General features: G+C 51.5%; 20 protein-coding genes. 17 read left to right on the top strand and 3 right to left on the bottom strand.

Going from position 1 to position 26433, the window contains the following annotated elements; genetic code table 11:
• Positions 1-1338: 1338 nt before the first annotated feature.
• A complete protein-coding gene (locus FYJ65_RS07210; protein WP_154554669.1) occupies positions 1339-1773 on the bottom strand; it encodes an AEC family transporter in 435 nt (144 codons plus the stop codon).
• A 198-nt stretch (positions 1774-1971) separates the two neighbouring features.
• Between FYJ65_RS07210 and eno the strand changes: the two genes are divergently transcribed.
• Complete coding sequence (gene eno, locus FYJ65_RS07205) at positions 1972-3270, top strand: phosphopyruvate hydratase (RefSeq protein WP_154554668.1); 1299 nt, start codon at positions 1972-1974, stop codon at positions 3268-3270.
• A gap of 157 nt (positions 3271-3427) precedes the next feature.
• Here eno and trhA read toward each other — a convergent pair whose 3' ends face one another.
• Positions 3428-4156 (bottom strand): PAQR family membrane homeostasis protein TrhA, encoded by a 729-nt coding sequence (trhA, locus tag FYJ65_RS07200; RefSeq protein WP_154554667.1) that lies wholly within the window; start codon positions 4154-4156, stop codon positions 3428-3430.
• 215 nt (positions 4157-4371) lie between these two features.
• Here trhA and FYJ65_RS07195 point away from each other — a divergent pair, with 215 nt between their 5' ends.
• The 12 genes from FYJ65_RS07195 (at position 4372) to FYJ65_RS07140 (ending at position 20367) form a co-directional block, all read left to right on the top strand.
• Positions 4372-4926 carry a DUF1836 domain-containing protein gene (locus tag FYJ65_RS07195; RefSeq protein ID WP_206157355.1) on the top strand — a complete coding sequence of 185 codons (555 nt, stop codon included), beginning with the start codon at positions 4372-4374 and terminating at the stop codon, positions 4924-4926.
• Positions 4927-5047: 121 nt separating this feature from the next.
• The gene (locus FYJ65_RS07190; protein ID WP_154554665.1) at positions 5048-5575 is read left to right on the top strand and encodes a nitroreductase family protein; all 528 of its coding nucleotides are present in this window, start codon (positions 5048-5050) and stop codon (positions 5573-5575) included.
• Positions 5576-5719: 144 nt separating this feature from the next.
• Positions 5720-7081: a Na+/H+ antiporter NhaC family protein gene (locus FYJ65_RS07185; RefSeq protein WP_154554664.1), complete on the top strand. Its 1362-nt coding sequence runs from the start codon at positions 5720-5722 to the stop codon at positions 7079-7081.
• A 22-nt stretch (positions 7082-7103) separates the two neighbouring features.
• A complete protein-coding gene (locus tag FYJ65_RS07180; RefSeq protein ID WP_154554663.1) occupies positions 7104-7265 on the top strand; it encodes a hypothetical protein in 162 nt (53 codons plus the stop codon).
• On the top strand, positions 7219-7566 hold the full coding sequence (locus FYJ65_RS07175; protein WP_206157354.1) for a hypothetical protein: 348 nt from the start codon (positions 7219-7221) through the stop codon (positions 7564-7566). The genes FYJ65_RS07180 and FYJ65_RS07175 overlap by 47 nt, the downstream gene beginning before the upstream one ends.
• Positions 7567-7717: 151 nt before the next feature.
• Entirely contained in the window at positions 7718-10129 is a 2412-nt protein-coding gene (locus FYJ65_RS07170; protein ID WP_206157353.1) for an ABC transporter ATP-binding protein/permease, read from the top strand.
• A gap of 2 nt (positions 10130-10131) precedes the next feature.
• Positions 10132-12606 carry an ABC transporter ATP-binding protein/permease gene (locus FYJ65_RS07165; RefSeq protein ID WP_154554660.1) on the top strand — a complete coding sequence of 825 codons (2475 nt, stop codon included), beginning with the start codon at positions 10132-10134 and terminating at the stop codon, positions 12604-12606.
• A 120-nt stretch (positions 12607-12726) separates the two neighbouring features.
• Positions 12727-14385: a glutamine--tRNA ligase/YqeY domain fusion protein gene (locus FYJ65_RS07160; protein ID WP_154554659.1), complete on the top strand. Its 1659-nt coding sequence runs from the start codon at positions 12727-12729 to the stop codon at positions 14383-14385.
• A gap of 42 nt (positions 14386-14427) precedes the next feature.
• The gene (locus FYJ65_RS07155; RefSeq protein ID WP_287795958.1) at positions 14428-16191 is read left to right on the top strand and encodes an FtsW/RodA/SpoVE family cell cycle protein; all 1764 of its coding nucleotides are present in this window, start codon (positions 14428-14430) and stop codon (positions 16189-16191) included.
• Between the two features lie 38 nt (positions 16192-16229).
• Positions 16230-17579, top strand: coding sequence for a penicillin-binding transpeptidase domain-containing protein (locus tag FYJ65_RS07150; RefSeq protein WP_154554657.1), 1350 nt, complete (start codon positions 16230-16232; stop codon positions 17577-17579).
• Positions 17580-17751: 172 nt separating this feature from the next.
• Positions 17752-18111, top strand: coding sequence for a hypothetical protein (locus tag FYJ65_RS07145; protein WP_154554656.1), 360 nt, complete (start codon positions 17752-17754; stop codon positions 18109-18111).
• 585 nt (positions 18112-18696) lie between these two features.
• Positions 18697-20367 (top strand): formate--tetrahydrofolate ligase, encoded by a 1671-nt coding sequence (locus FYJ65_RS07140; protein WP_154554655.1) that lies wholly within the window; start codon positions 18697-18699, stop codon positions 20365-20367.
• Positions 20368-20528: 161 nt separating this feature from the next.
• Here the strand turns inward: FYJ65_RS07140 and FYJ65_RS07135 are convergent, their stop codons facing one another.
• The gene (locus FYJ65_RS07135; protein WP_154554654.1) at positions 20529-20954 is read right to left on the bottom strand and encodes a metal-dependent transcriptional regulator; all 426 of its coding nucleotides are present in this window, start codon (positions 20952-20954) and stop codon (positions 20529-20531) included.
• Positions 20955-21234: 280 nt separating this feature from the next.
• Between FYJ65_RS07135 and FYJ65_RS07130 the strand changes: the two genes are divergently transcribed.
• The 4 genes from FYJ65_RS07130 (at position 21235) to proC (ending at position 26198) form a co-directional block, all read left to right on the top strand.
• Positions 21235-21777: an NADH peroxidase gene (locus FYJ65_RS07130; protein ID WP_154554653.1), complete on the top strand. Its 543-nt coding sequence runs from the start codon at positions 21235-21237 to the stop codon at positions 21775-21777.
• A 221-nt stretch (positions 21778-21998) separates the two neighbouring features.
• On the top strand, positions 21999-22907 hold the full coding sequence (locus FYJ65_RS07125) for a trans-4-hydroxy-L-proline dehydratase activase (RefSeq protein WP_154554652.1): 909 nt from the start codon (positions 21999-22001) through the stop codon (positions 22905-22907).
• A 3-nt stretch (positions 22908-22910) separates the two neighbouring features.
• The gene (gene hypD / locus FYJ65_RS07120; RefSeq protein WP_154554651.1) at positions 22911-25286 is read left to right on the top strand and encodes a trans-4-hydroxy-L-proline dehydratase; all 2376 of its coding nucleotides are present in this window, start codon (positions 22911-22913) and stop codon (positions 25284-25286) included.
• Positions 25287-25391: 105 nt separating this feature from the next.
• Positions 25392-26198: a pyrroline-5-carboxylate reductase gene (gene proC, locus FYJ65_RS07115; RefSeq protein WP_154554650.1), complete on the top strand. Its 807-nt coding sequence runs from the start codon at positions 25392-25394 to the stop codon at positions 26196-26198.
• Positions 26199-26433: the final 235 nt, after the last annotated feature.

The following is a 26433-nucleotide window of genomic DNA, read 5'->3' as shown; positions in this document are numbered from 1 at the left end:
AAGATCGCAGGGCTCACGGCGGACCATTAGCCTGTAGGTAACCAATCCACGAATAACAGAGTGGCCACATGCCGGGAACTGTTAAATCAAAGCTCTTTCCAGATGCTGTCAAGAAAATACAAATGTGCCATGCCGAGAGAAGAAACTTTCTTGTAATCGTCTCTTGACAACGGTCACTTCATAACAGGCTTCCCGAGGAGCGAGGCGCCAACATGCCCTGCCGCGCGACTCTAATTCATGCTGCTTTCGGGAAAGCGGAAGAAATTGACGACGAACCACTCTTCGCAGAGGCTTCGTCGTCAATTTCCTCGCGGCCGCCGGGTGAATTAGAGTAAAATGCTCGGGGGAGAGGGCAGGATGAAACCTTGGAAGCAGAAAACCCGAGTGAGACCTGAGTGAGAAGAAGGAGTTTTCGACTTTGAACGGAATTTAGATTAGAATAAAAATGTAAAGAAAATATTAGATTGACGACAGACTTTCCAAAGGCGTGGGTCTGTCGTCAATTTTATTTATGCCGAATGCATATTAGAGCAGAAAGCATGAGGAGATGATTAGAATTGACGACGAAAAGGGGAGGAGGTGAGTTTGTCGTCAATTCTTTCTTTTTTTATCCACGTCGCTCGCGCCGGACGGGCATTCTGCAGATTAGACGTGGTGCCTCCCCCCGGCCAAAGGCTTGATCTTTCGTCGCGAAGCACCACGTCGCCAGGCTCGCCCGGGCATTCGGCGGTTTCGACGTGGTGCTTCACCCCGGCCAAAGCCTTAATCCTTCGTCGCGGGGCACCACGTCGCCGGGCTCGCCCGGGCATTCGGCGGCTCCGACGTGGTGCTTCACCCCGGCCAAAGCCTTGAACCTTCGTCGCGAGGCACCACGTCGCTCGCGCCGGACGGGCGTTCTGCAGATTAGACGTGGTGCTTCACCTCGGCCAAAGCCTTGAACCTTCGTCGCGGGGCACCACGTCGCCGTGCTCGACCGGGCATTCGACGGCTTCGACGTGGTGCTTTACCCCGGCCAAAGCCTTGAACCTTCGTCGCGGGGCGCCACGTCGCCCGCGCCGCCCGGGCATTCGGCGGCTCTGACGTGGTGCTTCACCCCGGCCAAAGCCTTGAACCTTCGTCGCGAGGCACCACGTCGCCGTGCTCGACCGGGCATTCGGCGGCTCCGACGTGGTGCCTCCCCCTCGTCAAAGCCTTGAACCTTTGTCGCGGGGCACCACGTCGTTCGCGCCCGCCGGGCACCCACCGGCCCGCGCCTATCGAGAGCACAAAAAGAGCTGCCGTCGATTTCTCGAAACGGCAGCTTTCATCTATTCATAAATTCAATACTTCTTCATCCGGTTATACAAACATTGTAACGAATGGAATGGTGAACAGGGACAGCAGAAGCTGGAACAAAGAGAACACGTACAGGTGAACGTCCGTGAAAACCCGCTTGAGATCGATTTGAGCCAGTGCACATCCGGTGATAATCATGGATAGCGGGATGCCCATGAACGCCGTATTGGCGAAAACCAGCATGATGGTCACCAGTTTCCGGTCGTTCCCCTGCACCCGCAGGAGTTTCGCCACCACCGGCCCTAGAAGAATCATCAGTCCGTAGAACAGCGCCATGAGAATCAGGTTCTGCGCCATCAGATTTTGGGGAATGGATCCGGATCCGCTGAGGGCGGTGGAAATCATCAGCAATGGGTTAAAAACATTGACGATGAGGTTCGAAATTTCCGACGTTCCCTGCTTGGTGAGCCATCCCTTTCGAAAGCAGAAAAAGCCCACAAAAATAAAACGGCGAATAGAATAGCCTTGCCGGAAAAGTTGGTAAAAAAAATAGTTTTTTTACCAAAATATAAGAGAAGTTTTTTTGCATATTTCGCAAAAAAATGGTATCATGCTGTTGAGGCGTCTCGAGGCGTCCACCGAAAAAGTGAAATTCTAAGGAATCGATGAATCAAGGCGATTCGGAAAGGAATTGAAATGGATTATTTAGAAATTGAAAAAGTCATTGGAAGACAGATTATTGACTCCAGAGGAAATCCGACAGTGGAGGCAGAGGTGCACCTGGTAGACGGAACCGTGGGCAGAGCGGCTTGCCCGAGCGGCGCATCCACCGGTGAGTTCGAAGCGCTGGAGCTGAGAGACGGCGATCAGAGCCGGTATGGCGGAAAGGGCGTATCCAAGGCGGTTTCGTACGTGAACAACGAGATTTGCGACCTGCTGGTGGGAATGGATGCTTCCGATACCTATGCTGTCGACAAGGCGATGATCGAAGCGGACGGCACGGAAGACAAGTCGAAGTTCGGTGCCAATGCGATTCTGTCCGTATCCCTGGCGGCGGCAAAAGCAGCGGCACAGGCACTGGACACCCCGCTGTACCGCTATCTGGGCGGTGTTAGCGGAAACACCCTGCCGGTTCCGATGATGAATATTTTGAACGGTGGTGCGCACGCAACCAATACCGTTGATACACAGGAATTTATGATTATGCCGGCCGGTGCCCCAAGTTTTAGCGAAGGATTGCGCTGGTGCACGGAAGTATATCACAAGCTGGCAAAGCTCCTGAAGGCAGACGGTTTTGCCACCGGCGTGGGCGATGAAGGCGGTTATGCACCGAACCTGTCCAGCGACGAGGAGACTTTGGATTACATCCTGAAGGCGATTAAGGAATGCGGTTACGTGCCGGGTGCGGACTTCGTTCTGGCAATCGATGCGGCAGCCAGCGAATGGAAGGGTTCCAAGGCCGGTGAATACGTACAGCCGAAGAGCGGTAAGAAGTTCACTTCCGCTGAGTTGGTAGAGCACTGGAAGTCCCTGGCAGACAAGTATCCGATCATTTCCCTGGAAGACGGTCTGGACGAAGAGGATTGGGAAGGCTGGAAGCTGCTGACAGAAACTCTGGGCGACCGGGTTCAGCTGGTCGGTGATGACCTGTTCGTTACCAACACAAAGAGACTGTCCAAGGGCATCGAGCTGGGCAGCGCGAACTCCATCCTGATTAAGCTGAATCAGATTGGTTCCCTGTCCGAGACCATCGACTGCATCCGCATGGCAAAGAAGGCAGGAATGACCGCTGTGGTTTCCCACAGATCCGGCGAGACCGAGGATACCACCATCGCAGACCTGGCAGTGGCACTGAACACCGGACAGATTAAGACCGGTGCGCCGGGAAGATCCGAGCGTGTGGCAAAGTACAACCAGCTTCTCAGAATCGAGGAACAGCTGGGTGACGCCGCATCCTATGCAGGCTTCAACGCATTCAATGTAATCAGAAAATAATTCACGAATAGAGGTAATCCCTGAAGAATTGAGAAAGAGCTGTTAGAATAGCACGATTTTAATGGGCACGAATAAAAGACTTGGTGTAAAGAAACGGAAGGCAAATGGCCGGAACGGTTTCTTGCACCAAGTCTTTTTGTATTCGCTATTTTTCTAATTACACCGCCATCGGGCAGAGCACCAGGTACGCCAGCATGTAATGGCAAAAGCTTCCCGCCATGACGAAGAGGTGAAACAACTCATGGTTGCCGAAGCCGATATTGTTGGCCGGAATGATTTTCAGCTTGAGGGCGTAGATCACTCCGCCGACGGTGTAAAACAATCCTCCGGCCAGAAGCCAGAGGAATCCGGCGGAAGAAAGGTTGGCATAAATCGTGGGCAGGACGGAAATGCAGAGCCAGCCCATTCCGATGTACATCACGGAAGAGACCCATTTCGGACAGGTCACCCAGAAGAATTTGAACAGCATTCCCAGTGCGGCCACAATCCAAACCGCGATGAGGAGCCGGGTTCCGGCCTTTCCCGGAATGGCAATCAGGCATACCGGGGTATAGGAGCCGGCAATCAGTACGAAGATGCTCATGTGGTCCAGGCATTTCAGGCGATGGTTCCGAACTTCATCCAGATTAAATGCGTGATAGGATGCGCTGGCACCGTACAGCAGAACCATGCTCAGCATGAAAACCCCCATGGAAATTAGCGCCCGAAGCGGTGCACCGCCGAAGGCCCCGTGAATCAGAAGGAGCGGGGTCGCGACGATGGCCATCAGGAATCCGATAAAATGAGTCAGCGAACTGATGGGATCTTTGGCGCGGAATACCGGGCAATCCTTCGATGCCTCGGTACCGCCGGGAACGGAATTGGTGGAATAAGATAATTTCTGCATTGGGATACCTCCTGTAAAAAACGTTCGGTTCGGATTCGAGCGTGAGATCAAATTTGCGAACGCTGTAATCAACTCCTCGTCATCGGTTATTGAATATCCGATTACCATATATTAGCGGTTATTCAATAACTTGTCAAGAGTTACCGCAAATATTATTGACGGTTATTGATATTTGCTATACAATGAATACCAGGTATTCGAAACAGGAGAAAACGATGACACAGAAAGAAAACGAAAAGAACAAAAGCATTCAAGCGGACATCCAGCGCACTCTGGATTCCCTGCATTTGCCGGAATACAAGGAGATTCCGGACGTGGGGCTGTATCTGGAGCAGGTGACCCGTTTTATCAATACCGCACTGGAATCCTTTCCGGATATGAGCGTCACCCCATCCATGATTAGCAATTACGTGAAGCTGAAGGTGGTGACCCGTCCAGAGAAGAAAGCCTACTCCCGGGATCAGATCGTGGCCCTGCTGTTCGTGGCCGTGGCAAAGACCGTACTGTCCATGGACAACATCCGAAAGGCCTTTGAAATCCGCCGCCAGAACAGCGACGTGGAAACGGGATACGAATATTTCCGAAGAAGCCTGGAGCATGCCCTCACCTCTTTCGGGAAAGACCCGCTACCGAGGAATCCGGAAGAAATTCCGCAGGACGTCAGCGAGGAAGCGCGGAATGTGGTGGATTACACCGCCTCCGCCATCGCGTATAAGATGTATCTGAATCTGTATTTCGACGCAATCAAAGAACCGGGCACCTCCAAATAGTTAAAAAATAAACGGCAAAAAGCCTGAAAAGCCCTTTATTAAAGGGTTTCAGCGGTGTATAATAACCAACGGAGTATTTATAGAAAAAACCAATGGTTATTTTGCAGGAGGAGTATTGCAAATGGAAATCGCAAAAAATGCAGGAATCACATACAAGCAGACACCGGTTGCCAACGGCACCCTGGTAAAGGTCATCAAGGCGGCGATGGCTTCCCATCTGGAGGACGAGAAGGGGTGGAACTACTACGTTTCCAAGTCCAAGGAGGCGATTGCCGAGCTGGCGGAATCCGGTGAGAATGCCGCCGAAGTGAAGGATGCACCGGCCGTTATCGTTCCGGTATACGCACCGGCAAAGGAAGCGCCGACCGCAGAGGATGTGGAGAGAAGCCGCGCCATCGGAAACATGCTGGTACTCATGGAAGAAATCGGTCTGGCCGGCACCTGGGTGAGCGTGATGTGTGACGAAGCGCAGCAGAAGAAGGTGGCGGAAGCCATGCACATTTCTTCGGAATTCATGCCGATGGGCATTCTGACTCTGGGCTATCCGGAGCAGGATGCAGAGGAGGATAAGCCGGGCAAAATGAAAAAGAAAGCCGAGGAATGTTTCCGCAAGAAGATTCACTTTGTGGACACGTTGGGCAGATACTAAGAACTTTGTGTCGGAAGCGAAAGACTTCCGGCACTTTTTTTACAAAAAAATCCGTGTATGAATTGCAGTATAATCCGTAAAAAGATATAATGAAAAAGATTATGAATCAATACCGTTTTGGTTAGTTGGAAAGGACAGAGAAAGATGAAACAGTTAGAAGAGACGAAAAGCAACGGATTGGCACTGATACCGTTCCTGTTGTTCATTGTAATCTATATGGGCGCCGGAATCATCCTGCAGATGCGGGGGGTGGAGATGGCGTTCTATCAGTTCCCGTCGGTGGTGGCCATGTCCATTGCGGTAATTGTCGCATTTGTCATGTTCCACAAGGCGGGCATTAACGAGAATTTTGCGACCTTCGCCAAAGGCGCTGCCAGTGAAGACGTGGTGACCATGCTGATGATCTACCTGCTGGCCGGCGGATTCTCCGCAGTGGCCGGTGCGATGGGCGGAATCGAATCCACGGTAAACCTGGGCGTGTCGATTATTCCGGCACACCTGCTCACTGCAGGCATCTTCGTGATCTCTGCTTTTATGGCGACGGCGACGGGAACCTCCATGGGAACCGTGGGCGCGATTGTGCCGATTGCCGTGGGCGTTGTGGATAAAGCGGGCTTGAGCATGCCTTTGGTGATGGCGGCCTGCATGTCCGGCGCGATGTTCGGCGACAACCTGTCCATGATTTCGGATACCACCATCGCCGCGACCCGGACTCAGGGCGTAGAGCTGAAGGATAAGTTCCGCACCAACTTCTGGTGCGCCCTTCCGGCGGCCATCATCGCACTGGCGCTGTTAGTGGCATTCGGCCGTCCGGAACATGCGGTGGCAATTCCTGCCGGAAACTATGAGCTGATCAAAGTGGTTCCGTACATGCTGGTACTGGTGCTGGCGCTGCTGGGAATCAACGTATTCCTGGTGCTGCTCTTTGGCATCGTGTCCGCCGGCATTATCGGAATTGCCTGCGGCGACCTGACCGTGATTACTTTTGCCACCAATGTGTGGGAAGGTTACAAAAGCATGATTGAAGTGTTCCTGCTGTCCATGTTCGGCGGCGGCGTGGCGGAGCTTACGGCGAAATACGGCGGGCTTCAGTGGATGATCGAGAAGCTCAGCGGAATTTGCAAGGGAAAGAAATCCGCCCAGGCGGCGCTGTGCGTGCTGGCGGGAGTGACGGATATGGCGACGGCCAACAACACCGTGGCCATCATCGTGGACGGAAATATGGCCAGATCCATCAGCGAGAAGTACAAGATCGATCCGAGAAAAACCGCGTCCATCCTGGATGCGTTCACCTGCATCTTCCAGGGCATGATTCCGTACGGTGCCCAGTTCCTGCTGGTGGCATCCCTGACCAAGGGACGAGTGAGCCCGCTGGACATCATACCGCTGCTGTGGTACCTGTTCCTGCTGGGACTTTTCACCGTGCTGTCCTTCCTGATTCCAAGCTACGAGAAATTGACCCTTCCCGGCGAATGGGATTGGGAGAACCACACCGTCATCCGATAGTTGTGGAAGGAGATGAATTGGAATGGGGAAAAATCGAAATCAGGTCATCGTGCGGGCCAGCGTGGTGGGCATCGTCACCAACCTTTTGCTGGCGGGCTTTAAGGCTTTTGTGGGGATGATGTCCCATTCCGGATACCATGACCGCCGTGGAAATCGACCGGCTTCAGCGGGATATTGCCGATGATGTGTACGAGAAGACCGGAGTCATCCTGATGGGAATCGGAATCTACGCCATCAACACCACCGATGTGAATTTGGCGATGGTTCAAAAGCAGGTAACGAACCTGACCATGAGCGTGGAACACGTGATGCAGCTCCACGGTTTCTTCTTTGATCCCGAGAGCCGGCGCATGAGCTTCGACGTGGTGGTCAGCTTCGATTCCCCGGACCGGATGGAGACGATGAAACAGGTTCGCCGAAAAGTCCTTCAATGGATGCCGGACCTGAAGCTTCGAATTCGGATGGATGCGGATCTCAGCGATTGATTTTCCGCAATAAGTGTTAAGATTTCTTAAGAATTGTTAAGATTGGGCTCCGGATGTTGTACACCGGAGCCCAATTCAGTATAATTAATATCATTAATTTCGACCGATACTGTAACAGCATGGGGAAAGAAAGGATAGAATTATGTCGCATATGATTGAACTTCATAACGTATCGAAGTTCTACAGCAATAAGGATACCGTGAGTACCGGATTTTCCAAGGTGGATCTCAACCTGGATATGGGGGAATTCGTGGTGATTACCGGCGAGAGCGGCAGCGGCAAGTCCACGTTGCTGAACGTCATTTCCGGACTGGACAGCTATGAAGAGGGGGAACTTTTCATCGCGGGAGAGGATACCAGCGGCTACCGAACGGAAGATTACGAACGGTACCGGAAGAAATACATCGGAAATATTTTCCAGGACTTCAACCTGGTGAACAGTTATACCGTATACCAGAACGTTGAGCTGAGCATGATGCTGTCCGGCATGCCTCGGTCGGAGCAGAAGCAGAACATCCCGGAATACATCGAGATGGTGGATATGACGGCCTATACCAAGACCAAGGCATCCAAGCTTTCCGGCGGACAGAAGCAGCGGGTGGCCATCGCCCGGGCGCTGGCAAAGAACGCCCCGGTTATCGTGGCGGACGAACCGACGGGAAATCTGGACAGTGCCTCCGCAGAGAAGGTGATGGAAACCTTGCATCGGATTTCCAAAGATCGCCTGGTGGTTATCGTAACCCACAACTACGAACAGGCGGCGCCGTACGTTACCCGAAAAATCACCATGCATGACGGCCGAATTATCGAGGATAAAAAAATTCAGCCCGCGGCAGGGGACCTTTCCGATGATGAGATGGAATCCTATCTTCATCCGGAGGAAGAACGAAAGGAAAAAGAAGCGGCGAAGCCTCGCAGCGGCGGAAGAGCCATGAGAAATGAAGAGGCGGAAACCGGAGGAAAAGGAAGAAGAAAGGGCCGGGGGCGGAGGAATCCTTTTGCGGAAGCACCGGTATACCGGAAGATGTCGGCCGGGTCGCAGCTTCGGCTGGGGGTTCGGAACACCTTCAACCTTCCGGCGAAATTCATTTTGCTTTTATTGGTGTACCTGTTTGTCACGGCGGCGGTGCTGAGTCAGTACGCGTCCACGAAGCAGGCCCTCCATTCCAACGATTTGATGGGGTACAACAATTACTTCACGGATACCTCCCCGGAGCGGCTGATTCTCACCAAGAAGGATGGGAGTGCTTTCACCACTTCGGATTACGAGAGCCTTCAGAAGATGGACAATGCGGATTACATCATCAAGGGCGATGCGGGCATCGATACCGGAATCATGTTTGAGTCCGACGATATCGATATCAGCGGACCGATGTATCCGGTGAGCTGCCTGAAGGAAAAGCCGACCATCGGCCGCCTTCCGAAGAAGGATACGGAGGTGGTGCTGGTGGCGGATCCGGAATGCTATTCCTACGATGCCATCAAGGAGATGGACAAGAAGATTCTGGGGAAAAAATACTACATCGATGCCCTGAATTCCATGGCGATACAGGGCGGCGACCGGCTGATTAAGGACAAGGTGACCGTGGTCGGCGTGGTTTTGCTGAGCGAAGATGCCGGCCGGTCCAGCAACGGAAACGTCATGATTTACGTAACGGATAACGTGGCGGCTCGGGTGCTGGTAAAGACCGCAGCGGCCTCCTCCACCGTAACGTTGGACTTTAGCGGTACGAAGAGCGATTACAGCGGCATGCAGGTGGTGTATCCATCCAAGAAGGTGACGAAGGGCGAGGTATACATTTCCGAAGACCAGGCATACCAGTTCTACGAAGAAGGTGCGGCGCGGGGAAAGACCATGGGTCTTCACGTGAAAAACCATTATTTTGAGGAGTCTCGGGATTTCCGAATCGGTCAGGTGTTCAAAGCCGATAATATCCGGAGCCTGCTGGGTCTTTCCAAAAACAATTACGACGAATACACGTCCAACGTGTACATCAATCCGTCGGATTACAACAAGATTTTCAATCAGGGAAATTTCCAGAGCAGCTTTTTCATGAAGGACGAGAAGCTGTCCGATTCCACGGTGAAGGCCCTGGAAAGCGCCGGATACAAGGTGCTGGTTATTAAGGATACCTTTACGGATGCCACCGGCGGGTATGCGTTTATCCTGCGGATGTTCAGCATGGTTCGCCTGGCACTGGAATTCATCGTGCTGTTCTTCATCTCCTATGCGGTAATCCGGCTGATCATGCGGTCCCGAAATTCCTATTACTCTACATTGCGAATTTTGGGCGCCAGCCGGAAGAATACGGATAACATCCTGCGCATCGAGCTGCTGCTCATGATGGCGATTTCCTATGGCGGCGTTTTGGTGGGAAGCAACCTGGTACGGCGGGGAATCGTCGCGGTGCCGGCGGTGAATGAGCGACTGGCGTTCCTGTCTGCGACGGATTATTTCATCCTGTTCGTCGGACTTCTGGTGATGTCCCTCCTGATTGCGAAGAGATATTCCCATAAAATCTTCAGCAAGAGCGCTATGAAAGTTTACAGAGAGGAGGCGTAGATATGATTGAACTTCAGAATGTAAATAAGTATTTCAACCGAAAGAAAAACAACGAAATTCATGTCATCAACGACACCTCCCTGAATCTGCCGGAAAGCGGCATCGTGGCGCTGCTGGGCCCTTCCGGCTGCGGCAAAACCACGCTGCTGAATGCCATCGGCGGGCTGGACCGAATCAACTCGGGAAAGATCTACGTGGTCGGGGAATGCATCACCCGGAAGAGTTCCAACAAGGTGGACGTCATTCGGAATGCGAAAATTGGATATATTTTCCAGAACTACAACCTGCTGGATAACCGCACCGTCTTTGAAAACGTGGCCATCGCCCTGCGAATGGTGGGCATGAAGGATCGGGAACAGGTGAAGGAACGGGTGAACTACTGCCTGGAGGCGGTGGGCATCTATCCGTATCGGAACAAGATGGCGGATGCCCTGTCCGGCGGACAGCGGCAGCGGGTGGCCATCGCCCGGGCCATTGCCAAGAACCCGAAGATCATCATCGCCGATGAGCCGACGGGAAACCTGGACAGCCGGAACACCATCGAAATTATGAACATCATCAAGTCGATTTCCAAAGACCGGCTGGTGATTCTGGTGACTCACGAGACGGATATCGCGGAATTCTACGCGGATCGGGTGGTTCGAATCAAGGACGGCCGGGTGGTATCGGACCGGGAGAACGATCCTTCCCAGAAGCTGGATTATCAGTTGGAAAACAAGATTTATCTGAAAGATATGGAACACGGAGTGCGATTCCGGCACGATGGACTGACGGTGGACGTGTATCAGGATGAGATTCGGGAGACGGATATCAAAATCGTCATTCGTGGCGGCAACCTGTACATCAATACCGGCGGGGCGTTCCACGTGGTGGATGAAACCGCCAACATCGAGATGATTGACGCGCACTACAGCGCCATGGATTCCACCATCTACGAGGACGTGCACTTCCGGTACGACGAGCACATGCCGGAGAATTTTAAGGCGAAATACACCTCCGTATACAACGTCTGGAACATGCTGGCCAGCGGCTTCCGCAATGTGCGGAAATTCAGCCTGCTGAAAAAACTCCTGCTCATCGGATTCGTGTGCGCGGCGGCGTTTACTTTTACCGCGGTGAGCAACATCTTCGGTATTTTCAACGTGCAGGAGAAGGACTTCCTCACCACCAACAGTCATTACATCACCGTGGCCAACCCGAAGCACGATGAGTCGATGCTGAAGAAAATCCGGAAGATGAACGGGGTAAGCTATGTGACACCGGGAGATACCCGAATTTGCGTGACCCTGCCGATGGACGATTACTATCAGACCGCCCAGGCATCTGCCGGCCTCACCGGCTCCCTGAGCCATTCGGAAGAGCTGGAGACCAAAGATGTAATTGAAGGACGCCTTCCGGAGAAGGGACATGAAATCGTCATCGACCGGATGATTCTGGATAAATTCATCAAAGCCAAAGCGGGCAACATGGTGGGGCTGACTTCCGTAAAACAATTCATAGGACGGCGGATTAAGATTCCGCACCTGAAGGATTACGAAATCGTGGGCGTTTCCGACACCAAATCCCCGTCCATTTTCATTCCGGCAAGTCAAACCATCGACGTGCTGTCCAATGCGAAGAAGGGAACGGATGATACGGCGAGTGATTTTTCGGATTACGGCGAGGATGACGAGATGGACGCAGAGGCTTCCGGCGAAGAGGATAATGCCATCGTGAATTACGACCTGCGTTCTTCGGCTCTTCGGATTAAGAAGGGGTCCGCACCGAAGAATACCTATGAGGCGGTGGTGAACAATTCCCACAACGGCGAGGACGGGTATACCATCGGCAAGACCCTCAACCGAAAGGTGAACGGGCACAAGCTGAAATTGGTGGGATTCTACACCAGCGATTACCAGAACGATATCGTCTACGTGAGCAAGGATACGGTTCGGCAGAATTACATTGCAAAACAAAAGGTTTGTTCGGTATACACCACCGACACCTATGGGACGCTGACCACGCTGCAGGAAGAGGGCTATTCCGCAAAAATAAATTACGAGCGGGACCGCACCGATTACATGCGAAAGCACCGGGACAACCTGCGCTCCGCGCTGGTAGTGGCGGGAATCATTTTGCTGATTTCTCTCATTGAAATCTTCCTGATGCTTCGATCCTCCTTCTTGTCCCGAATCAAGGAAGTGGGCACTTTGCGGGCCATCGGGCTGAAGAAGCGGGATATTTACCGCATGTTCACCGGAGAAATTCTGGTAATCACCGTGCTGACAGCGGTGCCGGGCATCGGGGCGGCGTATTACCTTCTGTACAATTTGATGCAGGGAATCGATTACATTGCCAACCAGTATGTGGTGAACCCGGGCATTGCGCTCCTGTCCTTCGGCGTGCTGGTGCTGTTCAACCTGCTGGCAGGGCTCCTTCCGGTATTCCGAACCCTTCGGAAAACGCCGGCGGAAATTCTGTCAAGGACGGATATATAGGGGCATTTTCATATCCGGGTTCGGCGGTTTGTCGAGCCCGGAATTGCATTACGCTGATTGTAGAAAATTTCCCATTGTGCTATAATCACAAATAAGTGTATTAATTATTTGGAGGCTGGAATGAGTAACGAAAAAACGAACGAATACAAAGAGATGAGAGGGAATTTTATCCACGACATCATCGATAACGACCTGGAAACCGGAAAGTGGGATCATATCGCCACTCGTTTTCCACCGGAACCAAACGGCTATCTCCACATCGGACATGCCAAATCCCTGTGCTTGAACTTCGGAACCGCACTGAAGTACGGCGGAACCTGCAACCTTCGTTATGACGACACCAACCCGGTCAAGGAAGATACGGAATACGTGGACGCCATCGAGGAGGATGTACACTGGTTGGGATTCCAGTGGAACAAGAGACTGTGGGCATCGGATTATTTCGATCAGATGTATGAAGCCGCAGTGTCTTTGATTCAGAAAGGAAAGGCCTATGTGTGCCACCTGACGGCAGAGCAGATGAAGGAATACCGTGGAACCCTAACGGAGCCGGGAAAAGAGAGCCCATATCGGAACAGAAGCGTGGAAGAGAACATGGAGCTGTTCCGGCGCATGAAGGACGGAGAGTTCGGTGACGGAGAAGCGGTTCTCCGTGCCAAGATTGATATGGCATCCCCGAACATCAACATGAGAGATCCGATTATCTACCGGGTAGCTCACGTGACCCACCACAATACGGGGGACAAGTGGTGCATCTATCCGATGTACGATTTTGCTCATCCGATTGAAGATGCCATTGAGGGCATTACCCATTCCATCTGTACTTTGGAGTTTGAGGATCACCGTCCGCTGTACGACTGGGTGCTGCAGGAAGTGGGTCTGTGGCCGAATCCGCCGCGTCAGATTGAGTTCGCTCGTCTGAACATCACCCACACCCTGATGAGCAAGCGGTATCTCAAGAGAATGGTGGACGAAGGTCATGTAGACGGTTGGGACGATCCTCGGATGCCAACCATCGCCGGCATCCGCCGGAGAGGATATACGCCGGAAGCGGTTCGGGCGTTCTGCGACGAAATCGGTGTGGCGAAAGCCAACTCCACCGTGGATATTGCGCAGCTGGAAGCCGCAGTCCGGGACGATCTGCAGGATAAAGTGCCGGCCGTGCACGTAGTGACCAACCCGATTAAGGTGGTAATCACCAACTATCCGGAGGGTCAGATTGAAATGTGCACCGTAGAAAATAACCGGAAGGTTCCGGAGCTGGGTGAGCGAGAGGTTCCGTTCGGCCGGGAACTGTGGATTGACGGAGATGATTTTATGGAAGTACCGGTAAAGAAGTATTTCCGTCTCTTCCCGGGAAATGAAGTTCGCTTCAAGGGTGCATACTACATTACCTGCAATGAAGTGATTAAGAACGAAGATGGATCCATTCGGGAGCTGCATTGCACCTACGATCCGGAAACCCGCGGCGGAGACGCACCGGACGGCCGGAAGGTGAAGGGTACCATCCACTTTGTGGAGGCCAGTACCGCGGTTCGGATCCGAATTCGGGAGTACGATTACATGATGATTGAGGACGAGGAAGGAAATTCCGTATTCAACGAGGATTCCCTCCGCGACACTTGGGGTTATGCAGAGCCGTCCATCAAGGAGGCAAAGCCGGAAGACCGATTCCAGTTCTTCCGGAAGGGATATTATATTGCAGACAGGAAGCTGACTACCGAGGATGAGAAGGTATTTAACAGCATCGTAGGTCTGAAGAGCTCCTGGAAGAAGTAGTACAGACAGAGGGAGAAAACATTGGATACCATCAATGGCATTGTGAATTCAATATTATCTCTGGCGAATTCCCATCCCGAAACGGCGAAGTACATCACCACCGGACTCCGGTGGGTGTTCGTACTGCTGGCGGTGTGGATTCTGTTGATGTGCATCATTTCATTGCTGTCTACCAGAGCCACGCCGGAGGTATGGGGGTATCTCCACGTGGAAGGGGGAGAAGGCATTCCCATCACCCATTGGGAAAACATCATCGGCCGATCCTCCTCCGTGGATCTTCGAATTAAGGACAAAACCGTCTCCAAGAGCCAGGCTTTGCTGATCCGACAATCGGACGAGAAGTGGATGATCAAGGACCTGGGGTCTACCAACGGAACGGTGGTGAACGATTGGAAGCTGGTGCCCGGAAGGCGGTACATGATTGAGCCGGGGGACAAAATCACCCTGGGCGGGGTGCGTACGACCTTGGCCTCGATCAGCTTGGAGGAAACTCGCAACAACGAAGAACTTCGGCTGATGGATAAAGAACCGCTGTCACCGTGGTCGGCGATGCTGGGAATTACGGCATTTCAGATTCTCGCTGTGGTGCAGCTGATTCTGGGAATGGGGACGAAAGTGACGGTGACCGCCCTTCTTTCCATTTTGCTGCTGGGTGTGGTGATGTGGGTGTATATCCTCACCGGAAAGGCGATGGGGCGAAAGGGTTTTGAGATTGAGCTGATCGCTTTTTTTATGTCCACCATCAGCCTGGCGATTACCGCATCCTCGGAGCCGGAGCGAACGTTCACGCAGTTCGTATCCGTTGTCATCGGCCTGCTGATGTTCTTCGTCATCTGCCTCTTCCTTCGGGATTTGGATCGGACGGAGCGGATTCGTCCCATCATGGCAGTGGCATCGGTGCTTCTGCTGGCCTTCAACCTGGTGTGCGGCCAGATTAAGTACGGTGCCGCCAACTGGGTGTATATCGGGAACTTCGGTTTTCAGCCGTCAGAGCTGGTGAAAATCGTCTTCGTTCTGGTGGGAGCCGCCACTCTGGAAGAGCTGTTCCAGAAGAAGAACCTGATGCAGTACGTGCTGTTTTCCTTCTACTGCCTGGGATGCCTGGCGGTGATGGGAGACTTTGGTACAGCACTGATTTTCTTCGTCACATTTCTGGTGGTATCCTTCCTGCGAAGCGGCGATCTGTCCCGGCTGATTCTCACCGGAGTCGGTGCCGGAATCATGGGATTGATGATTCTTCGTTTTATGCCGTATATCGCCAACCGGTTTTCCATCTGGGGACATGTGTGGGACGATCCGGCGGACAAAGGATACCAGCAGGTTCGAACCATGTGCTACAGTGCCGGAGGCGGACTTCTGGGACAGGGCGCCGGAAACGGATATCTGAAAACAGTGGGCGCCTCCAATACGGACCTGGTATTCGGAATGGTGACGGAAGAGTGGGGATTGATCATCGCCCTGCTGCTGATCGTGTGCATCATCACCCTGTGCCTCTTTGCGGTGAATTCCATCGTGGCCGGACGGTCCACCTTCTACACCATCGGGGCCTGCGGCGCGTCCACGTTCTTCCTGTTCCAGACCATGCTGAACGTGTTCGGTGCGGTGGATTTGTTTCCGCTTACCGGTGTCACCTTCCCGTTCGTGTCGGCAGGAGGTACCAGTATGATGGCCTCATGGGCCATATTGGCATTCTTTAAAGCGGCGGATATGCGGAAGGATGCCAGCATCGCCATAAAACGTTCTAAGGTAAAAGTATCTCTGCAGGATTACGCGGAGGAGACCGATGAGGACGCAGAAGAGATGTGAGACGGCCGGAGGACCGATAGAAAGAAGAGGAGCTATCCATGCGTAAAGTAGAAAGACGTGCAACAATATGTCTGCTTCTGGCAGCGGTCCTGTTCCTGGGGACCGGGGTGTTCGTGTGGCGTTTTGTGACTCAGGGAAAGACCTGGGCCAGCTTCTCCGGAAATCTGCAGATCTACGTGGATGGAAACCTGAACCGAGGAACCATCTATGACCGCCACGGGACGCAGCTTCTGAAGTGCGATAAGGACGGTACACACTATTCCGACGACTCGGAGCTTCGGAAAGCTACCGTGCATACGGTGGGCGATCCGGCCGGAAATGTGGCCACCGGTGCCATCAACATGTGGAGCGGGGACCTAATCGGATACGATTTGCTGAACGGAACCTACGACACCTCGGCAGAGGGTAAGGAAATCACGCTGACCATCGATGCGGAAGCCAACCGGACGGCCTATGAACGGCTTTCCGGCAAGACCGGTACGGTGGGTGTCTATAACTACAAGACCGGAGAGATTCTGTGCATGGTGAGTACGCCGGCCTTCGATCCGGAGCTGGATCAAAGCGGAAATGACAGCGGAGACTCCATCTATTTCAACAATTTCCTGCAGGGGGCCATGACACCGGGATCCACCTTCAAGTTGGTGACGGCGGCGTCCGCCTTAGAGTCCGGCGTGGACGTGGATTCCTTCCGATTCACCTGCGACGGAAAGAATCGATACAATAAAGATGATATCACCTGCACCTCGGCTCACGGTACGGTGAACTTCCGCCAGGCCCTTGCGGTATCCTGCAACGGCGCCTTCGGAAAACTAGCCCGGGAGGTGGGTGCCGCAAACCTTTCCACCACCACTCAGAAAGTGGGACTGACCAAATCCGTGGATGTGGACGGAATCAAGACTCAAGCGGGTTCCTTCACTTTTCCGGAGGACAACGAGGTGAACTTGAGCTGGGCAGGCATCGGACAGTACGATGACCAGGTGAACCCGTGCGCCATGATGGTGTACATGGGCGCCATCGCCAACGGCGGCGAGCCGGTCCAGCCGAAGCTGATGAAATCCTCCAGCTTCCTGTCCGCCGGCAAATCCGGCAAATCCCTGGGAGAATACATCAGTTCCGAAACCGCCGATGAGCTGCGCTCCATGATGAAGAACAACGTAAAAGTAACCTACGGGGAGTCCAATTTCTACGGGTTGGATCTCTATGCCAAGTCCGGTACCGCGGAAACCGGCAGCGGCGAAGACGGCTGGTTCGTGGGATTCATCGATAATGAGGATTATCCGTTGGCCTTCGTGGTATGGATCAAAAACGGCGGCACCGGGTACGCATCGGCGGGACCGGTGGCGAAGGACGTGCTGAATCGGATTATCAGCAATAATGACAGTGAATAAAAAGATTTTTCACTTTTACTAGAGGGTTCACAACCAACAAACCTGCACCGTTTAGCTGAGATTGCTTTCCGGATGCAGGTTTTTTGTTCCTAGGCGTAAGCAAATAAGACGACAGTCAGGGAAAGTCCGGACTATGTTGGCGGGAGAAACACAAGAAAGGTGGAGAAGGAAAATGAAGATAGGAAAATTCAAAGAAATTATTCGAGAGAGAAGCAGAATTGCAGCAGAATGTTGTGATGAATGGTTATTTGGAATCGAAAAATGCTGGAACGAAGAAATAGAGATGCTAAGTGAAGATGTTGATGCGACAATCTCGTTCCTTCAGAATGAATGTACTGCGGAAGAACTTAGTTGGATTAGTGAAATAATTGATAATCTGGCAGAGCGAACCCGAAGTCGAGAACTTTTGCAAGCATATAAGAATCTTGCTGATAAGTTCCCTGAAAAATGCAGGGAAAGCAACATCTTAGAGTCTGTCAAATTCGCAGAAAATGTATTAAATGAAGATGTAGAGAATAGAGGAAAACAGTAAAAATCTCATCAATCGATAATTAGAATTTATCAATCTGATATAATAAAATATGCCTAGATTTTCAGGGCGACTTCACGCTGTTTTTATAATTTTTGCAAATCAGCGTGAACATATTTTTTTGTTATACACGATTTTGTCGTGTAATTTTCTCCGTTCAAATCATCCTTTAAAAAAAGTTCACGCTTTTGGGGAGGGAATCCTTATTTTTGCGTGAATCGCCAGTGGAAATCTGTCGTTCCAAAATTAGAATCTTACAAAAGCCGCGAATTACGTTCACGCTGAATCCGCGTTTTCTGTCAAAAAGCGTGAAGTGCCTTCAAATTTCTAGACATATAAGATTGCACACGTAAATTTTAACTAATGCAGTTAGAATCACACTTTTTGACCCAGGCTACTATATAAGCGAACACTGAATGGACTCGCATACGAAAAGGCAATCTCCGAGAAAAAATGAAGAACTTTTTCTTTTAGAATAACGTTATAAATTTGTTTAGTATAGTAACAATTGACGGCTATATTGAATGATATAACATGTTTTGCTACAATAAGCGTAGGACTTATATGATTGAATCTAGGAGGTTTTAAATGAAGACAGACGTACAGATTGCACAGGAAGCGCAGATGAAACCAATTGTGGAGGTCGCATCCCAGTTGGATATTTCGGATGATGAATTGGAGCTGTATGGAAAATATAAGGCGAAAATCAGCCCGGATGTGTTGGAGCGGCTGAAGGACCGTCCCAACGGAAAACTGGTGCTGGTAACCGCCATCAACCCGACTCCGGCCGGAGAAGGAAAGACCACCACGAACGTGGGACTGTCTATGGCGCTGAACAAGCTGGGAAAGAAGACCATTACCACGCTGAGAGAGCCGTCTCTGGGACCGTGCTTCGGCATTAAGGGCGGCGCTGCCGGCGGCGGATATTCCCAGGTGGTACCGATGGATGATATCAACCTGCATTTTACCGGGGATTTCCATGCCATCACTTCGGCACACAACCTGTTGGCGGCAATGCTGGATAACCACATCCACCAGGGAAATGCGCTGGATATCGTAACGAAGAAAATCGTGTGGAAGCGAGTAATGGATATGAACGACCGTTCCCTGCGCCACATCATCGTTGGCCTGGGCAAGAAGGGCGACGGCGTGATGCGGGAGAGCGGATTCGATATTACCGTGGCTTCCGAAATCATGGCAATTCTGTGCCTGGCAACGGACATCGAGGATTTGAAGGCGCGCCTGTCCAGAATGGTGGTTGCATACAACAGCAAGGGTGAAGCGGTAACCGCCGGCGACCTGCAGGCGACCGGTGCGATGGCACTGCTTCTGAAGGATGCCATTAAGCCGAACCTGGTACAGACACTGGAAAACACACCGGCTATTATTCACGGCGGACCTTTTGCCAATATCGCTCACGGCTGCAACTCCGTTATGGCAACGCAGACAGCACTGAAGCTGGGCGATTACGTGGTCACCGAGGCCGGATTCGGTGCGGACCTGGGTGCGGAGAAATTCTTCGATATCAAGTGCCGGTATGCCGGACTGAAGCCGGATGTTGCGGTAATCGTGGCAACGGTTCGTGCGCTGAAGATGAACGGCGGCGTGGCAAAAGACAATCTGGCAGAGGAAAACCTGGATGCACTGAAAGCCGGATCGGCGAACCTGCTTCGCCACCTGGACAACGTGGCAAAATACGGTGTTCCGGCAGTGGTTGCCATCAACCGTTTCCCAACCGATACGGAAGCCGAGCTGGAACTGCTGAGAGACCTGTGCAAGGAGAAGGGTATCGACGTGGTTCTGTCCGAAGTATTTGCAAAGGGCAGCGAAGGCGGAATGGAGCTGGCAAAGGAAGTCATCAACATCTGCGAGAATCAGAAATCCGATTTCCACACGCTGTATGATGTGAACGATTCCATCGAAGATAAAATGAACACCATCGCGACTGAAATCTACGGCGCGGATGGCGTGGACTTCACCGCAGATGCTCTGAAGCAGGTTCGGGAGCTGGAGAAGCTTGGCCTGGACCGCCTGCCGATCTGCGTGGCAAAGACACAGTATTCTTTCACCGATGACCCGAAGAAGCTGGGTGCACCGAAGAACTTCCGAATCACCGTTCGGGAGGTAAAAGTATCTGCCGGCGCCGGATTCATCGTGGCGCTCACCGGATCCATCATGACCATGCCGGGTCTGCCGAAGGTTCCGGCAGCCAACGGAATGGATATCCTGTCCGACGGCACCATCATCGGATTGTCTTAATAGACAAAGTAGGGTCAGCCTTGGCTGCTCTGACAATAAGCATAAGAAAAGACCTGTATCGTCAGCTAAAGCCAGACGATACAGGTCTTTCATGTTTTCGCTTGGCGGCGGGCCCGGGACTTGGTGCAAGAAATCCCGCAAAGGCTTGAAGTACCGTTGTGCTATTCCCGTGTCCGGCCTTCGCAATCCGGTGCGAAGGAATTGATTCTCGGGCATTCGGACATGAAATTATTCACGTGATTGCAAATCGCTTCGAAGGACTCGTTGCTGATATCGTGCTCGATGTTGCAAGCATCCTCGTCGGCAACATCCTTGTCCACGCCCAGCATAATCAGAAACTGGGAAAGCATCTTGTGGCGGTCCAGGATCTTATGAGCGATGGCCATCCCGGAATCGGTCAGCGTAATCAGCCCATCGTTGTTCATTTCAATATAGCCGTTCTCCCGAAGCCGTTTGGTAGCGTAGGAAACGCTCGGCTTTGTCACATTCAGATGTTTTGCAATGTCAATGGAGCGAACATATCCGTTCTGTTCCTTGAGCATCAGCATCGTTTCCAGATAATCTTCGGATGATTTCCGTATTTCCATGGTGGTGAATCCTCCCGTTTTGCCTGTATAATCTCTACATAGAATACCACAGTTAGAAGTATAAAACAAGGTGTGACGCGTTTTTGTTCAATCCGTCTAACCTCCGGATATCCCCTCATAAAAACACTTTCGCCATCCAATATGAGTATTCCGTGAAGTATTTAAAAGAGGGGTTGACTTCCAAAGCGGAAACGATTATACTAACTATACGAGATAAGTAAAGTAAACCTTTCGAATACAGTATAGTTTGAAAAAGGTTCATGAAAGAGAGGTAAGAATTATGAGTAAATGGGTATGTCAGGTATGCGGATACGTTCACGAGGGAGATCAGCCGCCGGAAGAATGTCCGGTATGCCACGTTGGCAGCGATAAGTTTACAAAACAGGATGACGAAATGAGCTGGGCAGCTGAGCACGTAGTTGGCGTTGCACAGGGCGTGAGCGAAGATATCCTGGCAGATTTGAAAGCGAACTTCGAAGGTGAATGTTCTGAGGTTGGTATGTATCTGGCAATGGCAAGAGTGGCTCACAGAGAAGGCTATCCGGAAGTTGGCATGTACTATGAGAAGGCTGCTTACGAAGAAGCAGAGCACGCTGCAAAGTTTGCAGAACTGCTGGGCGACGTTGTTACCGACAGCACCAAGAAGAACCTGGAGCTGAGAGTTGCTGCAGAGAACGGCGCAACTGCCGGCAAGACCGACTTGGCAAAGAGAGCAAAGGCTGCAAATCTGGATGCAATCCATGATACCGTTCATGAAATGGCTCGCGACGAAGCTCGTCACGGCAAAGCATTCAAGGGTCTGCTGGAGAGATACTTCGGCTAGAACCGGCACCGTTAGACTTGAGTATTTGGATGTCTCACTGAATTTTTCAGCGAGACATCCTTTTTTTTATGCGTCTGCTATCGTTCAAAAGAATCCAAGAAATACCTTTATAAAAATAATGAATAACTATAGTTTTTTTCTTGACAATTATCTGTCAGAGGGTATAATCAAGATAAGAATAGACTGCGGTCTATAACTTAGTCAGAAAGAGAGATAAAGAGATGCACGCGATTACGAATATTCAGAAATTCTCGGTGCATGACGGTGATGGAATTCGGACGACGGTGTTCTTTAAAGGATGTCCTTTGCACTGCGTTTGGTGCCATAACCCGGAGACCCAGAAGTATAATCCACAGATGCAGTTTGATGAGGCAAAATGCGTTGGATGCGGATTCTGTATGAAAGCCTGTCCAAACGATGCCATCAAGATTGAGAATGGCAAGGCGGTTACCAACCCGCTGAAGTGCATGCTTTGCGGTAAGTGCGTAAAGGCTTGTCCGAGCAGCATCCGGGATATCCTGGGACATGAACACGAGATTCGTCCTTTGGTGAAAGAACTTCTGAAAGATCAGATGTTCTATGAAGAGTCCGGCGGCGGAGTGACCCTTTCCGGCGGAGAGGTTATGAGTGTCGATCCGGAATACGTTCTGGCGCTGGCAAAAGAATTGCATCGTCAGGGCATCGACATCACGGTGGACACTTGCGGTGAGGCGCCATACGAACGGTTTAAGGCAATGCTGCCGTACGTAAGCACCTTCCTGTACGATGTAAAGTCGATGGATCCGGAGATTCACAAGAAATACATGGGGGCAGACAATGCCCGAATTTTGGACAACCTGTGCCGGCTGAGCGCAGACGGAGCTCGAATCTACATCCGAATTCCGATGATTAAGGAAGTCAACGCCACGGAAAAGAACATTCGGGCAACCATCGATTTCCTTCATAAAAACAACATTCATGTCGCTCAGGTCAACTTGCTTCCGTACCATAACACCGGATGCAGTAAGTACCCGAGAATCGGAATGACATATGAAGGTGCGGACCTGCAGGCACCTACAAAAGAAGAAATGCAGGAATTTGCGGAGATGTTCAAAGAAGCAGGATATGCGAATACCAAGATCGGAGGTTAAAAAATGGCAAAACGCGGTATGAACGAAAGAATCCAGCGCCTGAGAGAACAGAGTGTAACCACGCCGGTTCACATCGACCTGGAGAGAGCAAAAATCGAAACAGATTTTTACAAGGAAAACGACGGAAAGTATTCTGTTCCGGTAATGAGAGCGATGACTCTGAAGGAATACTTTTCCAAGAAGACCCTGTACTTCGGCGATGATGAGCTGATTCTGGGTGAGAAAGGTAAGAACCCACAGGCTTCCCCAACATTCCCGGAGCTGTGCTGCCACAGCGAAGAGGATATGAAGGTTATGAGTGAAAGAAAGCTGGTTTCCTTCCATACTACAGAAGAAGATCGCAAGCTGCAGGCTGCAGAAATCATCCCGTTCTGGAAGGGCAGAACCATTCGTGAGAAGCTGCTGTCCAGAATGACACCGGAATGGCATGATTGCTACGAAGCCGGCATCTTCACCGAGTTCATGGAACAGCGCGGCCCGGGACATACATGCGGCGGAGAGCAGGTATTCACTACCGGCTACTTGGATTACAAGGAAAAGATTAAGAAGACCATGGACGCGCTGGATTGGATGAACGATCCGGAAGCTTCCGATAAGATGGAAGAACTGAAGGCCATGGATATCTGCTGTGACGCGGTTATCATTTTGGGTGAAAGATACCACGAGATGGCTGTTGAGAAGGCTGCAGCGGAGACCGATCCAAAGAGAAAGGCAGAGCTGGAGCAGATTGCAAAGAACCTGGAAGTTGTACCGGCTCACAAGCCACAGACTTTCTGGCAGGCAATTCAGCTGTACTGGTTCACTCACCTGGCAGTAACCACTGAGCTGAATCCTTGGGACGCATTCAGCCCGGGCAGACTGGACCAGCACCTGAACCCATACTACGAAGCAGACGTAGAAGCAGGAATCCTGGACGACGAGCACGCATTGGAGCTCCTGGAGTGCCTGTGGGTGAAGTTCTACAACCAGCCGGCTCCGGTAAAAGTAGGTATCACCCTGAAAGAGAGTGCAACATATACCGACTTTGCCAACATCAACACCGGTGGTGTAACTCCGGAAGGAAAGAACGGAGTTAACAATGTCAGCTACCTGATTCTGGACTGCATGGACGAGATGAAGCTGGTTCAGCCGAACTCCAACGTGACCATCAGCAAGAAGTCTCCGCAGAAGTTCCTGAAGAGAGCTTGTGAAATTTCCAGAAAGGGATGGGGACAGCCTGCATTTTACAACACCGAAGCACAGATTACCGAGCTGATTAATGCCGGAAAATCTCTGGAAGATGCAAGAAGAGGCGGATCCTCCGGCTGCGTAGAGACCGGTGCATGGGGAAGCGAAGCATATATCCTGACCGGATACATGAACATTCCGAAGATTTTCCAGTTGACTCTGTTCAACGGATTTGATGAGTATTCCGGCAAGCAGCTGGGTCTGCAGCTGGGATATGCGAAGGACTTCAAGACCTTTGACGAGCTGTGGGCTGCATTCAAGAAGCAGCTGAAGCACTTTGTTGACATCAAGATTCGCGGAAACAACGTAATTGAGAGACTGTACGCAGAGGAAATGCCGGCACCGTGCCTGTCCGTTGTAACCAACGACTGCATCTCCAACGCAAAGGACTACAATGCCGGTGGTGCAAGATACAACACCAACTACATCCAGGGTGTTGGAATCGGAACCGTTACCGACTGTGTAGCATCTGTTAAGTACAACGTATACGACGAGAAGAACTTCACCATGGAAGAACTGATCGATGCAATGGAACATGACTTCGAAGGCTATGATTACATCTACAGCCTGGTTCACGATAAGACTCCGAAGTACGGAAACGATGACGATTACGCCGATGATCTGATGAGAGAAATCTTCGATCTGTATCACGACACCATCGTTGGCCGTCCGAACATGAAAGGCGGAAAGTACGGCATCGACATGCTGCCGACCACCTGCCACGTATACTTCGGTGACGTTATCCTGGCTACCCCGAACGGCAGAAAGGCTCACAAGCCGGTATCCGAGGGTATTTCTCCGGAGAAATCCGCAGATACCAACGGTCCGACCGCTGTAATCAAGTCTTGTGCAAAGATGGATCACCTGGCAACCGCAGGTACCTTGCTGAACCAGAAGTTCACACCGAACGTAGTTGCCGGTGAAGCAGGTCTGAACAACATGGCCAGCCTGGTTCGTTCCTACTTTGCAATGGATGGACACCACATTCAGTTTAACGTAGTAGATCGTCAGACTCTGATTGAGGCTCAGAAACATCCGGAAGATCACAAGGATCTGATTGTCCGCGTTGCCGGATACAGTGACTTCTTCCGTAACCTGGACAAGCCGCTGCAGGACGAAATCATCGAACGTACGGAACAGTCTTTCGAATAATATAATTGCTTTTACCATAGGCGTTCCTCTAGCGGGAGCGCCTGTGGCATAAATAAAAGGTGTTAACCAATTAACTATCTCAAGTGTGAAGAAAAGGAGAATGAAATGAAACTTGGATTTATCGGATGCGGAGTAATGGCCAATGCAATGATGGGCGGCATTATCAAGGCCGGCCTGTACAAGCCGGAGGATATCTGGGGTGCAGATCCTTTCGAAGGAAGCAGACAGAAGACAAAGGAAGTAAACGGCATCAATGTAACCGATAGCAACGTCGAAGTTCTGGAGAACTGCGATACTGTTTTCCTGACCATCAAGCCGCAGTACTATGCCGGCGTAATCGAGGGAATTAAGGATCACGTAACAGATAAGCACCTGTTCATCAGCATCGGTGCCGGCAGAACTCTGGCATACTTGGCAGAGCAGTTCGGCAAGCCGGTAAAAACAGTTCGTGTTATGCCGAATACTCCGGCTCAGGTTGGAGAGGGTATGTCCGCTGCTTGCCCGAACGAATATGTAACTGAGGAAGAAACTCAGCGCGCACTGAACATTCTGAACGCATTTGGTAAGGCTGAAATCATGCCGGAGAACCTGTTCGACATCGTTACCGGTGTGAGCGGAAGCGGCCCGGCTTATGTATTCATGTTCATCGAAGCAATGGCAGATGCTGCCGTTAACGGTGGAATGCAGAGAAAGCAGGCGTACACATTCGCTGCACAGACCGTACTGGGCGCAGCAAAGATGGTTTTGGAGACCGGAAAGCACCCGGGCGAGCTGAAGGACATGGTTTCTTCCCCGGCCGGTACCACAATTGCCGGTGTTAGAGAGCTGGAGCTGGGTGGTCTGAGAACTACCGTTATCGAAGGGGTAACTGCAGCGACCGAGAAGTCCATCGCTATGCAGAGCGCAAAATAAGACACTACTTCTTTAGTGGGTTTTATAATTGCCGGAAGAGCTGTCGCAGGGATGCGGCAGCTCTTCTATCCTGGGGATAATAAATAAAGACTTGCAATTAGCATAGCGAATGTGTATAATATATTAGTAATACGTTTGATTTGAGAACACGAAAAACACTTTTGAAAAGAATTTTAAAAAAGTGTTGACATGAAGCTCGAAATGACGTATACTATAGGAGTCGCAAATAAGGGGT

This window comes from Mogibacterium kristiansenii, from assembly GCF_009695905.1.
In the GTDB taxonomy this organism is placed as follows: domain Bacteria; phylum Bacillota; class Clostridia; order Peptostreptococcales; family Anaerovoracaceae; genus Mogibacterium_A; species Mogibacterium_A kristiansenii.
The sequence above is the reverse complement of the archived record's forward strand: the minus strand, read 5'-3'. Positions and strand labels throughout refer to the sequence as shown.

Excerpts from the sequence above, each read along its gene's own strand:
- hypD (WP_154554651.1), top strand. The coding sequence starts at position 22,911 with ATGGCAAAACGCGGTATGAACGAAAGAATCCAGCGCCTGAGAGAACAG.
- FYJ65_RS07130 (WP_154554653.1), top strand. The coding sequence starts at position 21,235 with ATGAGTAAATGGGTATGTCAGGTATGCGGATACGTTCACGAGGGAGAT.
- FYJ65_RS07185 (WP_154554664.1), top strand. The coding sequence starts at position 5,720 with ATGAAACAGTTAGAAGAGACGAAAAGCAACGGATTGGCACTGATACCG.
- FYJ65_RS07150 (WP_154554657.1), top strand. The coding sequence starts at position 16,230 with ATGCGTAAAGTAGAAAGACGTGCAACAATATGTCTGCTTCTGGCAGCG.
- FYJ65_RS07125 (WP_154554652.1), top strand. The coding sequence starts at position 21,999 with ATGCACGCGATTACGAATATTCAGAAATTCTCGGTGCATGACGGTGAT.
- FYJ65_RS07140 (WP_154554655.1), top strand. The coding sequence starts at position 18,697 with ATGAAGACAGACGTACAGATTGCACAGGAAGCGCAGATGAAACCAATT.
- proC (WP_154554650.1), top strand. The coding sequence starts at position 25,392 with ATGAAACTTGGATTTATCGGATGCGGAGTAATGGCCAATGCAATGATG.
- trhA (WP_154554667.1), bottom strand. The coding sequence starts at position 4,156 with ATGCAGAAATTATCTTATTCCACCAATTCCGTTCCCGGCGGTACCGAG.
- FYJ65_RS07180 (WP_154554663.1), top strand. The coding sequence starts at position 7,104 with ATGGGGAAAAATCGAAATCAGGTCATCGTGCGGGCCAGCGTGGTGGGC.
- FYJ65_RS07190 (WP_154554665.1), top strand. The coding sequence starts at position 5,048 with ATGGAAATCGCAAAAAATGCAGGAATCACATACAAGCAGACACCGGTT.
- FYJ65_RS07195 (WP_206157355.1), top strand. The coding sequence starts at position 4,372 with ATGACACAGAAAGAAAACGAAAAGAACAAAAGCATTCAAGCGGACATC.
- FYJ65_RS07135 (WP_154554654.1), bottom strand. The coding sequence starts at position 20,954 with ATGGAAATACGGAAATCATCCGAAGATTATCTGGAAACGATGCTGATG.
- FYJ65_RS07170 (WP_206157353.1), top strand. The coding sequence starts at position 7,718 with ATGATTGAACTTCATAACGTATCGAAGTTCTACAGCAATAAGGATACC.
- FYJ65_RS07175 (WP_206157354.1), top strand. The coding sequence starts at position 7,219 with ATGACCGCCGTGGAAATCGACCGGCTTCAGCGGGATATTGCCGATGAT.
- FYJ65_RS07145 (WP_154554656.1), top strand. The coding sequence starts at position 17,752 with ATGAAGATAGGAAAATTCAAAGAAATTATTCGAGAGAGAAGCAGAATT.
- eno (WP_154554668.1), top strand. The coding sequence starts at position 1,972 with ATGGATTATTTAGAAATTGAAAAAGTCATTGGAAGACAGATTATTGAC.
- FYJ65_RS07165 (WP_154554660.1), top strand. The coding sequence starts at position 10,132 with ATGATTGAACTTCAGAATGTAAATAAGTATTTCAACCGAAAGAAAAAC.
- FYJ65_RS07160 (WP_154554659.1), top strand. The coding sequence starts at position 12,727 with ATGAGTAACGAAAAAACGAACGAATACAAAGAGATGAGAGGGAATTTT.